General features: G+C 36.9%; 6 protein-coding genes and 1 rRNA gene. 3 read left to right on the top strand and 4 right to left on the bottom strand.

What is annotated here, in order from left to right; all coding sequences use genetic code 11:
• Both AB5Z12_RS17695 and AB5Z12_RS17700 read right to left on the bottom strand, forming a co-directional pair.
• Positions 1 to 67, bottom strand: a 16S ribosomal RNA gene (locus AB5Z12_RS17695); the annotation flags it as partial.
• A gap of 478 nt (positions 68 to 545) precedes the next feature.
• A complete protein-coding gene (locus AB5Z12_RS17700) occupies positions 546 to 1349 on the bottom strand; it encodes a transglutaminase domain-containing protein (RefSeq protein WP_368357077.1) in 804 nt (267 codons plus the stop codon).
• A 311-nt stretch (positions 1350 to 1660) separates the two neighbouring features.
• Between AB5Z12_RS17700 and AB5Z12_RS17705 the strand changes: the two genes are divergently transcribed.
• Positions 1661 to 2545, top strand: coding sequence for a hypothetical protein (locus AB5Z12_RS17705; RefSeq protein ID WP_215661148.1), 885 nt, complete (start codon positions 1661 to 1663; stop codon positions 2543 to 2545).
• A gap of 116 nt (positions 2546 to 2661) precedes the next feature.
• Here AB5Z12_RS17705 and AB5Z12_RS17710 read toward each other — a convergent pair whose 3' ends face one another.
• A complete protein-coding gene (locus AB5Z12_RS17710) occupies positions 2662 to 5793 on the bottom strand; it encodes a leucine-rich repeat protein (protein ID WP_215661146.1) in 3132 nt (1043 codons plus the stop codon).
• Between the two features lie 14 nt (positions 5794 to 5807).
• Positions 5808 to 12152 (bottom strand): leucine-rich repeat protein, encoded by a 6345-nt coding sequence (locus tag AB5Z12_RS17715; protein ID WP_368357076.1) that lies wholly within the window; start codon positions 12150 to 12152, stop codon positions 5808 to 5810.
• A gap of 412 nt (positions 12153 to 12564) precedes the next feature.
• On the opposite strand from AB5Z12_RS17715, the gene AB5Z12_RS17720 reads away from it, so the two are divergent.
• Together AB5Z12_RS17720 and AB5Z12_RS17725 are read left to right on the top strand one after the other, a co-directional pair.
• Positions 12565 to 12786 (top strand): hypothetical protein, encoded by a 222-nt coding sequence (locus AB5Z12_RS17720; protein WP_215661142.1) that lies wholly within the window; start codon positions 12565 to 12567, stop codon positions 12784 to 12786.
• A 276-nt stretch (positions 12787 to 13062) separates the two neighbouring features.
• Positions 13063 to 13302 (top strand): helix-turn-helix domain-containing protein, encoded by a 240-nt coding sequence (locus AB5Z12_RS17725; RefSeq protein WP_215661140.1) that lies wholly within the window; start codon positions 13063 to 13065, stop codon positions 13300 to 13302.
• Positions 13303 to 13503 lie beyond the last annotated feature (201 nt).

Genomic DNA, 13503 nt, shown 5'->3' on the forward strand with positions numbered 1-13503 from the left:
GTTCGACTTGCATGTGTTAAGCACGCCGCCAGCGTTCATCCTGAGCCAGGATCAAACTCTCTGATAAAGTGTTTGATTCACTCAAGACAACCAACTAGCTTAGTTATCTCTCGTCATTACTGTTATAAAAAGTTCATTCTTTTGAATGATGATTCGTTAAGAATTTTCGAGAATCGTATGTGTTTCACTGTTTAGTTATCAAGGTTGTTTGTCTGTCATCTCTTTGCGACAGCTTGTTTACTTTATCATATCTTTCAAATCTTGTCAAGCACTTTTTTCAAAAGTTTTTCAGACCTTCAAGAAGCTGTATAAAGTTGTTTGTTTCTGTCGTTCTGTTCAAGCGACTTGATTACTTTATCATAAGTTCAGTCGATTGTCAACATTTAATTCAAATTTTCTGAAAACTATTTTATTTTTCAGTATTTCAGAAGCAATTCCTTGCGACAGCCTATTTACTATACCACTGCCGTAAGGAATCGTCAAGCACTTTTTACAAAAAAGTTTATATTTTTTTGTGCAACTTATTTTAACTTTTTAATACATTCTTATTTCCAACTCGTTTTCCCATCTTTTACCTTTAGTGTATACACCTTATCACAACGAAGCCAGAAAGGATAATCTGATCTTTTCACCAAAAACAGATTATAATTTGTATGAGCCCTTTGCATACTGCAATCAATCATTCGCCAGGTTGAACCTATTCTTACTTCACACCATCCATGTTCTGACTTTGGATACCATGGACCGTGTGCAGTAACTCCACCGCCTGCCACTCTGCTGTCATAACCAAGTACTCTGGCAATATATGCCATCGTTGTTCCATAATAATAACAATCTCCCCGCCCGGTGGTCATCATAGTTCGTGCAAACGAAGGCAAATTAGAGGCTTTTACCACATAAACCCGGGCAAAATACGGGTACTGGCATAATGCGTTAAAACATTGTTTTAATCTCTGTCGCCGCGTAGATTTGGCATCAGAGTTTTTCATTACAAAATCCACGGTCAGCTTTATTTCCTTATTGGTTACTCTGACACCTTTTTTGTCCACATAATAATATCCGTTTTTCTTGGAGCCTACAATTTTATTTTTAGCCAGTCCATGCTTTCCGTCAAAGTAATAATACTGCCTGCCAATTTTCTTCCATCCTTTGCAGGATTTGCCATTATCGTAATAGAACTTTTTACCATTCTCAACTCGCCAGCCAGTATAAAGACTTCCATTCATATCACATAGGCGGCCATTCCGGATCATATAAGCTTTTTGCTGGGCGGCTTCAACCCTTACTGTAGTAACTAGCAGTACCAGTATAACTATTAAAATCAAATTTTCTCTTATCTTATTTTTCATTCTCTAATCTCCCTCCCTCAAAATTTATTTTAATGCATATATATACCAGATTCAACACCATATATCTGCTTTTTAAATATTATTTGTCGAATCATGTCGAACTCTTTTTCTTGCAAAGCAGCCCGGTTTGCACTATACTATAACAAAGCATTTCATTTCAGTAAGTCTATTTAATATCATCTCAGGTATCTTCGGCGCTCTGCCGCTTCAGAAATCTCATGCTTTTCCCATATAGCAGCAGGAAGGTTTCTGACCAAAATGTAGAGATTTACATTAAGAGGCCTTCCACCATCTTTATAAGGAGGTCTTCTATGAACAATGTATCTTTACCTGTAAACCGTATTTACAAGGATCGACTCTACAAGATGATTTTTAATGACAAATCAGAATTACTGAAACTTTACAATGCAATTAACGGAACTCATTATGATGATCCTGCAATGCTAACAATTACTACATTGGATAACGCAATCTATATGACAATGGAAAATGATCTTTCCTTTATTATCGATATGCGCCTGGCACTTTATGAACAACAGTCCACGGTAAATCCCAACCTGCCTTTACGCTTTCTCATGTACATAACAGATATTTATTCAGCCTATACGAAAGACATGAACATATATGGTTCCAAGAAAGTGCAGATTCCGCTGCCTTCCTTCGTAATCTTTTATAATGGTGTGAAGTCGCAGCCAGACAGGACAGAATTTTTTCTTTCAGAGTTATTTCATCCAACAACCGACCAACCAGCGTTGGAATTGAAAGCGGTTATGCTTAACATCAATAAGGGGCATAACCAGGAATTAATGAATGCCTGTCATACCCTTCGTGATTACTCCGAATATGTTGCTCGCATTCGTACCTATTCTGCTGAAATGCCACTGACTGACGCAGTTGAGAAGGCAATTACCGAATGTATCCATGAAAACATCCTGCGGGATTTTTTACTAAAGAACCGAGCGGAGGCGAAAGCTATGAGTATTTATGAATATGATGAAGAGAAAACCTTGCGTATGTTTCGGGAAGAGGGTTATGAAGACGGAGAACGGAATGGAAAAATCCAGGCGACTATTGAAATGTGTTTGGAATTTAACCTCTCTTCAGATGCCATTGTTCAAAAACTAATGACGAAATTTCAGTTTTCTGAAAACCAGGCACAGGAATATCTAGACAACTATATAGCTCAAAATTCATAAACTAATTTCTATATATAACCCAAAGGGGCGTAATATAAAGAAAAGAATATACAAACAACGGTTCAATAATAAATGTCTTTTAAAACATCTATTTTTGAACCGTCGTTTTATCATTCCTATTTAACTGTTACTTTGCATGTTACAGTCTTCTTTCCAGCTTTTACCTTGATAGTTGCTTTCCCTTTCTTGAGTGCTTTGACCACACCTTTGGCAGAAACAGTGGCTACTTTTTTGTTGGAGCTGGTGTAGGTTACTTTTACTGTGCAGGTGATTGGACTCAGGACTGGTTTTAAGGTCAGTTTTTTGCCTTTTTTGAGCGTTACAGTTTTCTTGATTCCTGTAATCTTGGTTGCAGCAACTTTTCCTTTCTTTACATTCACTGTGATATTAGCAGAAGCTCCGCTCTTTAATGTTACGGTGATCGTTGCTTTTCCTGCTTTTTTTGCAGTGATCTTGAAGGTGCTGTTATTGACTGCTGCTACTTTGGCATTGCTTGTCTTTAAGGATGCAATGCTGTCACCAGATTCCATACTTGCAATGAGAGCACTTGCTGAAACAGATTTCTTTACTTGTACTGGTAAGCTGGTAGCCGTCAGCTTCACGCTGGAAGCAAGCTTTGAAATTTCCCGGAAATCCTGCGCTTTGCATACACTGCACTCTCTTTTTTCAGTTCCTTCCTCAAAAATCGTGGCCGCTTTGGTTACTTTGTAATCACCGTATTTGTGTCCTGCAGCTGGGATTTCTTTTCCTTTTTCTACAGTTGCACCGCAAATGTCACAGATTTTATCTCCAGTATAACCTTTTTCTGTGCAGGTGGCTGTTTTTTGATTCTTTACAGAGGTTTTGTGACCTGTCGCCGGAATCTCTTTTCCAGTTTCTACTACAGTACCACAAACATCGCAGACTTTATCTCCAGCATATCCTTTTTCTGTACAAGTAGCGTTTTTCTGGTTCTTTACAGAAGTTTTGTGTTCTGTTTTTGGAAGAGTCTTCTCACTGCCAACTTCTTTTTCCCCACAAAGCTTACATTTTCTATAAGTTAATCCCTCTTTTGTACAAGTTGCAGCCTCTGTAATTTCTTCCCACTGGTGTGCACAGGTTACCGGCTGAGAATTAATATCTATAAACTCAAAACCGTTTGCTTTTGCATACTCTTCTACGGTTGTACTTTTTTCTCCATACACTTTAAATCCAGGAACCGGAACCCTGTTTCCATTTTCATCTTCATAGTATCCAAAAGCCTGTTCTCCCGATATTTCAACATTACCATACAGTTTGATAGAAGTGAGTCCGGTATTACTAAGTGCCCCATAAATTAATGTTGTTATCTTTTCAGAGCAGGAAAATTCTTTTAGGTTTTTACAGCCATAAAATCCATACTGGGAAATCCGGGTAAGCTCTGGCATATTTACCGTGGTCAGATTAATACAATCACTAAACACATATGGTAAGACTCCGGTAAGCAATGGGGCATCAATACTTGTAACTCCACTGCCTGCAAATGCACTCAAACCTATGTTCTTAACATTTGGCATATAAACAGTTTTTAAGTTCGTACATTTATCAAAGGTAGTCATTCCAATAAGTTCAATACTTGGCATGGTCACGCTTGTAATATCTTTTCCAGCAAAAACACCATAAATACCATCTTTTCCACATCGAATCTGTGTGACTTTCTTTCCATCAAAAGTCTCCGGAATTGCAACATCTTTTTCCTGACCTTTGTATTTAATAACAGCAACCGTGCCGTCTTCGTTATTTTCATATACGAAGTTATCATCTTCCATTACAGGATCCTGTTTGTCCTTATAGGAGACAGAAAGTACAATTTCCAGATTGATATCCTTATAATATTTTCCTGTATATCCGGTATCCAGCAGCAAATAAATATATTGAGGTTTATAATCATACGACCAGTTCAGTTTATCTGCTTTCAGGCTTACATAAGCACTATTCCACGAATCACTGTCCTCTTCCTCGCTGATTACACCAGTGGTGCTTCCTATTGTTTTTATTTTTGAAAGATTCTCACTTCCGAGAATTACTCCCAGATCAAGTGACCATCCGTTTGCTTCACTGCCTGCGGCAGAAGACGAAAATCTCTGAATATATTCAGTTCCTTCTGTCCAGTCTTCCTCATCTCTATCGCATCCAAGCAACTGCTGATTTTTAAGGTCAAGTGCAGTCAGCTTGTTGTCACCACAAGAAAGATATTCCAATTTAGAATTATTACTCAGATCAAGTTTATTCAATTTATTCCAGAAGCAATCCAAAACTCTCAATTTTGAATTCTGTGTTACATCCAAAGATGATAAATCGTCATTGCTACAACGAAGTTCTTCTAAATCGCTCAGATTTTGCACGTCAAGTTCTGTCAACGATAAATTTCTGCTACAATCCAGTTTTTGGAGCTTACTGTTATTGCTAAGATTCAATCTTGTAAAAAGATTGTGAGCACAATTCAAATACACCAGTTTCGGATTGCCTGTTAAATCCAGTTCCTGCAGCTTATTATAACAGCATACCAAATCTTCTAGCATTGGCAAACCGCTCACATCCAGATTTTCCAAGTCAAGTGAACTGCAGTCGAGTTCTTTTAATTTTGTATTTTTGCTCAAATCCAGCTCTTTGATTTCCGTTTCTCCACAGTTTAAAATTTCAAGATTCGCATTATGTGAAAGATCCAGTTCTTTTATGTTATTTGTATAACATGACAATTTAATTAAAGCAGTGTTATTAGAAACATCTAATGTCTCTATATAATTCTCACTGCAATCCAGATATTGCAGATTGGAAAAATACTCAATTCCTTTCAAGCTTGAAATATTTTCTCCATATAAATCTGTCATCGAAGTAACCGCTGCAGCCTCTGAACTGCTTAGCACACCATCTTGATTGGAGTCAAAATCCCCCGCAACATATTCTCTAAAAAAATCATCTGGAAAATTATCCTCATTAATTACTATATCAACTCCAGAAGTTTCTGACAATACCTCATTTGTTGCTTCTTCCTCAACCTCGGCAAAAAATGCCTCTGCGTCATCTGCTCCCGAAGAAAAGTCATCGTCCGCTATATCAGCAAAAGCATCCATTTCCGTGTCATTTTCTATTGATTCATCCGTAAATGAATCTTCACTTACGAAATCCTCTGCGGAAAAATCTTCCGCGTACACCAGGGCTCCACCTATCTGCAATGACGTAAGTGTCATTGCAGCACTGAGTAAAATTGCAAGTCTTTTGTTCTTCATTTTGATATCCTCCTCTATTTTTTCTTTTTAGGAACTGTGACTTTTATTACAAATTTTTTCTTTCCAGCTTTCACTGTTATTTTTGCAGTACCTGCTTTTAATGCTTTCAATTTTCCTTTCGATGTTACGGATACTATTTTCCTGTTAGATGATGTATAAGTGATCTTTTCTACAGATGTAAATGGCTGTCTTATTGGTTTCAGCACTTTTTGTGTTCCCTTATTCAAAGTCATCTGGGATGATAAACCTGTTATTTTAGTTGTTTTAACTGCCTTCTTTTGAACTTTTACAGGTATTATTTTGCTGCCACCGCTTTTTAGGGTTATGGTTACAGTGGCTTTTCCAACTTTCTTGGCTGTCAATTTTCCTTTCTTAGATACTTTTACAACTTTAGGGTTACTTGACTTCCAGCTTACAATGGAATCACCCTCCGCTATTTTCGTCACTTTCAATCCGCTTGTAGATTGTTTTACTTTCAGGACAACAGCGGATGCGTTAAGTTCAATAACCGGAGTAAGTTTCTCTCCAACTGTTTTTTGCTCTTTTTCTCCACATAATGTGCAGGTTCTTTCCTGTTTTTCGGGATTGAATACATCTGCCTTTTGTACCACTTCCCAGGTACTCCAATTATGTATGCACTTGCCAGGCTGAGATGGGGATGGGCTCGGCGTTGCGCTTGGTGCTACACTTGGAGTCAGACTCGGCGCTGTGCTTGGCGCAGGACTCAGTTCTGCACTTGGAGTGAGACTCGGCGTTACACTTGGAGCTACACTCGGACTTGGACTTGGTGTTGCACTTGGAGCTACACTCGGACTTGGTGTTACACTTGGAACTACACTCGGAGTCGGGCTTGGTGTTGTACTTGGAGCTGCACTCGGAGTCGGACTCGGCGTTGCACTTGGGGTGATACTCGGGGTCGGACTTGAATCTGCTTGATTTTCCTGCACTACCCTGATGTTAAATGTCAGTGTCTTTTCTTCATTTAAAACTTTTGCTGTTACATCCGCACTTCCCACTGCTTTTCCAACGATAACACCATCTGAATTAACAGTTACAATTCCCTCATCTGACGAACTCCAGACAATTTGTTTTTCCGTTGCATTTTCTGGTAAAATCTGAACATTTAATAAAGACTTTTCCCCTACTTTTAAACTCACTTCTGTTATTTCTGCCTGTAAGGATTCAACTGGGACATATTCATTTGAAACAATCTGCGGCTTATATTCTTTTACTGTTTCCCCATTTTTTTCCAAACTACACTTTGTATCTCCGCCTGAAATGTCAGATATCCGAATTACATTTCCCTCATCAACTGGAATATTATCAATTTCCTGCTGCTGCATTTCTCCGTCATCGGATATTGTAAGCAGAGAATAATCTACAGTGCCAAGATCGTTTGCGGTACACTTTAATGTATATCCACTATTTTCCGGAATACGAACTATTTTTATATAATCATCCTCTAACGGCTGATAGGAAACGCTGTAATAAATTCCATTCAGGTATCCAGAAGTTTCTGCGCCATCATAAAGTGTATACACACAGTTTCCATCAGCATCATAAATGCTGACATCTACTGGGCAGGCAACTATAGAAGTGGACATTTCATCTAATACACCAGAATCTTTCATCCATTTCTTATTTGACTCTAATGTCTCAATAATCCCTTTGGAAACGTTATATGCTCTCTTATTATTTTTCTTCGTAATTTCCATAAGTTTCTGGAAACTCTCTTCACCGGATATTCTTATTTGGAGTAACATATAGTAACCGTAAACGGTTCTTCTGGCATTTGCTGATTTTTCAGGAGCCGCGCCAGTCAAATATTTTGAGCGGCAGTCGATCATCCATCTGCTGATATATCGGCTGGCATAGGCAACACAGCGCATATTATCTTTTTGCTGCTGGATATCTTTTGTTTTAAACAACATGTTTGAAAGGTCTACAGCGTAGTGATAGGTGTCATTTATAAGTTCTCCGTATGGTACGGATTTCATCAGAAACTTCAGAGCTGCGTCAACAGCCTTTTCTTCCACTGCTTCCGCTATACTTCTTGCCGCATAGCGTATTTGCTCTGTAGCACCGCCATGAATTACATCATAAAGATCTCCTGCTGCATCTCTCACTGGTATGTATGGACAATTACTCTGTATATACTTCAACATTTCAGAGTACATTTCATCTGCTGCCAAAAGGCTCTTGATATTATATATATAATTTATAGTTTCCTCCGTAATTGAGCCTATCTTAAGAACATTGCCCCAAAGTTCAAGTTCATCGGATAAAGTTGTCATCATTTCCTTAGATGCGCCAAAACTCTCGATACATTTCACAACTTTAGAATCCTCAGCAAAGCCCCCTTTTATCTGTAAATAACCTGATATACTAACATAATTATCGTCAGCGAAGAAATCGGCAATTTTATCTTCCTGGCATATAGAAGCTAACTGATTGATTTCCGTACTGTCTAAACCAAATGCTGTAGCGTAAGCCCAGTTACCTTTCTGGAATGTTTTAACAAATAGCTTGGACAATTTCTGACCTGTCTCTTCTTCTGCCAAGCCTCTTACATCTGCACTCTGCGCGTTAAGCAGAGCAACCAGAATTTCTCTTGCCTGATCCCGGGATGTAGCACCATTCGCCAGCTCCTTCCAGCCATCCAGTCCCCGATAAGTCAAATTAGAAATTGCCTCTGTCACCCCTGCCGCAAAATCCGCATCATTTGCCACAACCGAAACCGGACACAGGAAATTTGTCTCTTTCACCAGGTAATTGAAGCTGTTGCTAGTTCCTTTGTTAAGCAACCATTTGTCCAGTTCGGAAGAGTAATCGTAATCACAGTTGCCAATGCTTTCCCCAAGAGATACAAATGGGATATTGTTTTCTGTTGCATACGTTTCAGCATAGGAATCGGTATAGCCGTAGATGATTATGTTTTTACAACCATCGAATGCTCTTTCGCCAATTTCAGTAACAGATTCTGGAATTATCACTTTCTTTAAGGATGTATTTTCATCTCGATTCCAGCATATATATGCTGGTATATATTCCATTCCATCCGCAAATATTACCTCTTCTATACTATCTGTAGTCCCTAATGCGCTTCCTCCCCATAAATCATTCGTTGTTCCACTTGCTGCAACTGTCGATGGAATGAAAAGACTTTTTATTTTAGTTCCGCTAATAAACTCATATCCCAGATATTCTACTCCTTCTGGCAAATTTATTTTTTCTAAGCTACTGCATCCACAAAATGCATAGTTCCCAATCTCAGTCACATTCGAAGATAATACCACCTCTTCCAATGACTCACACCACCAAAATCCTCCTTCCTCTATTGTCACTGGATATTTTCTTATCTCTCCACTTACTTCAATTTCTTTTTCATTTTCTTGAAATTCAATTCTTTTTAATCCATTGCATCCTCTAAAAGCGCTTCGACCAATTTTCCTAATATCTTTTCCAAATGTGATTTTCTCTATTCCTGAGCAATTTTGAAATGCACGTTCTCCAATTTCCTTAACACTTTCTGGAATTACTATTCTCTTCAAAGAAGTACTCTCTACACGATTCCAACATATATTTCCTGGTATATATTTCGTTCCCTCTGCAAATATTACTTCTTCAACATCAGCATCATTTAATGCACCACCATCCAAGCTATTATTTGTTCCACTTGAACCAACTGTAGACGGAACACGAAGACTTTTTATTTTCGTTCCAATAATGAACTCATATCCCAGATGTCGTACTCCTTCTGGTAAATTTAATTCTTCTAAACTATTACAACCACAAAATGCATAGTCTCCAATTTCAGTTACATTCGAAGATAATATTACCGCTTCCAATGACCCACAATACCAAAAGGAACCAGACTCTATCGTTACTGGATATTTTCTCAACTCTCCATTAACTTCAATTTCTTTTTCATTCTCTTGAAATACAATCTTTTTCAATCCACTACATTCTCTAAAAGCATTTCGGTTAATTCTTCTGATATTTTTTCCAAATGTAATTTCTTCTATTCCAGCACAATTTCGAAATGCATTTTCTCCAATTTCCGTTACGCTTTCAGGAATCACTATTTTCTTTAAAGATGTATTTTCCGCAAAATTCCAACATATATTTCCCGGTACGTATTCCATTCCGTCTGCAAATGTTATCTCTTCTAGTTGCGTTACATAACTTAAAGCTCCATACCCCATACTATTAGAGACACCACATGACGTTACCGTAGATGGAATCTTAATGCTTTTTATTTTTGTACCACCAATAAAACTATACCCTAGATATGTAATTCCTTCTGGCAATTCCAATTCTTCCAAATTACTGCAGCACAAAAATGCATCATCGCCAATCGCTCCTATATTTGAAGATAAAGTAATTGTTTCCAATGATGTACAACCATTAAATGCATTATATCCTATACTTACAGAGGATTTTTCAGTCTCATCACTTTCCTGAAATATTACTTTTTTCAAACCTGTGCAATCACGAAACGCTTCTCTGCCGATTTCATTAATATTTTTTCCAAATATAATTTCTTCTATTCCTGCACAATTTTGAAATGCATTTTCTCCAATTGATTTTACACTTTCTGGAATTACAATTTTCTTTATGGATGTATTTTCAATATAATTGCAACATATATTTCCTGGTACATATCGTGTTCCATCAGATATAATTACTTCTTCTAGTTTTGCTGCACCACTTAACGCCCCCTCTCGCCTACCATTAGATACACCACACGACCGAATTGTGGAAGGAATTTGAATACTTTTTATTTGAGTTCCACCAATAAAACCGTATCCCAGATATTGAATTCCCTCTGGCAATTCCAATGCTTCTAATGCAGTACAACCTCCAAACGCCTCATCACCAATTTCCTTTATACCTTCATTTTCCTGAAATATTACCTTTTTTAATCCCGCACAACCACTAAAAGCCCATCTGTCAATTTTACGAATATTTTTTCCAAATATAATCTCTTCTATCCCAATACAATTCCGAAATGCATACTCTCCAATTTCTTGTGCACTTTCTGGAAATACAACTTTCTTTAAAGACTTATTTTCCACATTGTTCCAACATATATTTCCTGGTATATACTGAATTCCTTCTTCGAATACCACTTCTTTCAAATTATTTGCACTATCTAAAGCACCACAAGCAAAACTATTTGACACACCACTGGAGTTAACTGAAGCTGGAATTTTAATACTCTTTACTTTTGATCCTCCAATAAATCCGTATCCCAAATGCTCAACTCCATTTGTTAACTTTATTTTTTCCAAATTATTGCAAGCACTAAAGGCCAAATCACCTATTTCTCTCATTGTTATTGGTATTTCGACATCAACTAAAAATTCACATCCATAAAATGCCATATATCCAATTCCTGTAACTTTATATCCATCCATTTCTTCTGGAATCACAAGGTTACTTTGGTTTCCTTTATATTTCGTAATTGTAACTTCCCCTGTATTTCCAAATATGTATTCAAAATCCTCATAAGTGTTTTCCGCATCACAATTGTTAGTTTCATTTGCAGTACCAGACTCCACATTTTCTTTGATATTTATGTTTATCTTAACATCCATAGATAATTCTTTGACATTATTTCCAATTGAATAATTGTATGTGACCCATGGAAATGCTGTTACTTCTATTGAAACTTCAAGTTTTCCATTATCATTTTCCATTTCAACTGGACATTCAATATCACTGATCTTATCTACATTTTCCGCTCCAACAAGATCTGCAAGAGAAATACTCCACCTATTATCCTCCGCTTTTTCTGCTGTGACACTGACAGTTTGTCCATCAAGTATAATTATAGGCTCTTCATTTACGTTTTCCGTATCATTCCAGAGAAAATCCGGAAGCTTTACATAAGCCAAATGATTTCTGCTTCCATCTAAATATTTTAAATTAGTGAATACTTCAATTCCTGCCAGATCGGAAATTCCTTGATTGGAAATATTAAGTTCTCTTGTCTTGGAAATTTCTTCTGAACTTAATTTTCCATCTGTATTTTCATCTATAACAGAAGAAATATATTTTCTAAATTGTTCATCAGGAAAAGTTTTATCATCAATTAAAATTAATTCTTCCTGATTTTCTTTGCCAGCTTCCTCTTGTTCACTTTCGACCTGTGAAACGAAACCATCCCCATTCTCTGTAATAGAATCTTCCGAAACAGCCTCTGCTGAAGCAAAGCTGTCTTGGTCTTCAAAAAACTCAGGTGTTTCACTTTCCTCGCTTATAAAATCCTCCGCATAAATTGGCATGCTCTCACTCACACACGAAGTTACTACCATTATAACGGTCAATATCGCAACCACTCTTTTTCCTCTCATACAAAACCTCCCTCAGCTTGTCCATACATAAAATCTGCATAATTTACTTTTTATTTTAGTACATATATTTACTAAAATCAATAGTAAAACTTTCTCTTCCCATTAATTTCAAACCAAAACATAAGTTTTCCCTCTTGAGAATATACTTTACAGCTACGTTACAATTTTATTATTTTTAGCAAGTTATTTGTCGAATCATGTCAAACTCTTTTTCTTGCAAAATAGCCCGTTTTATACTATGCTATAATGAAACATTTTACTTTTGTAAGTTTATTTGGTATTTTCGGCGCTTTGCCAACTTCAGAAATCTTATGCTTTTCTCATATAACAGCAGAAGGGTTTCTGAGCAGAATGTATCCATGAAAACATCCTACGGGATTTTTTACTTAAGAACCGAACGGAGGCGAAAGCTATGAGTATTTATGAATATGACGAAGAGAAAACCATGCGTATGTTTCGCAAAGAATGTTATGAGGATGGAGAACGAAATGGCAAAATCCAGGCAACTATTGAAATGTGTTTGGAATTTAATCTTTCTTTAGATGCCATTGTTCAAAAACTAATGACGAAATTTCAGTTTTCTGAAAACCAGGCACAGGAATATCTGGACAACTATATAGCTCAAAATTCTTAAACATATGCAAAACAGGACTGGCACTGCCAGTCCTGCTTAACATACCTGTAAATTACATTATATGTGAAATCTATTTCATTCCATCTCTTTTTACACTTTTGTATATTTTTTGTACAATTCCTTTTTATTTCCAGTACATATATTTACTATTTTCAATAATAAATATTTTTCTTATGCTAAAATTACTCAAAATGTATATTACTTTACATTTTTCTTTATACTATACAAAAGAAAAAATGAAGTGTCATTCTAATCTGACATTTCAGGAGGAATTACTTGGATTACAGACAACGTATTCGCGATTTGCGGGAGGATGCAGATAAGACGCAGACTCAGATTGCAGAATACCTTGGTACTTCTCAGACTATGTACGCCCGTTATGAACGTGGGGCTAATGAGATGCCCATCCGCTATCTGGTTGCTCTGTGCAAGTACTATCAGGTCTCTGCAGACTATATCCTCGGATTTACCAATCATAAAATCCCTCTGCCTTCTGACACTTCCCGACGAAAATAACAAATCCGTAATTGTTTTCCTTTTTGAGGATGTCTGTTACGGATTTGTTATTTTTTAGGATTACTATTCTGATTATTTGTCGAATCATGTCGAACTCTTTTTATTGCATTTTAGTCCTGTATGTACTATACTATAACAAAGCATTTCATTTCAGTAAGTCTATTTGATATCATCTCTGGTATCTTCGGCGCTCTGCTACTT

This window comes from Ruminococcus sp. RTP21358st1_G6_RTP21358_211008 (assembly GCF_040908885.1).
Lineage (GTDB): Bacteria > Bacillota > Clostridia > Lachnospirales > Lachnospiraceae > Blautia_A > Blautia_A faecis.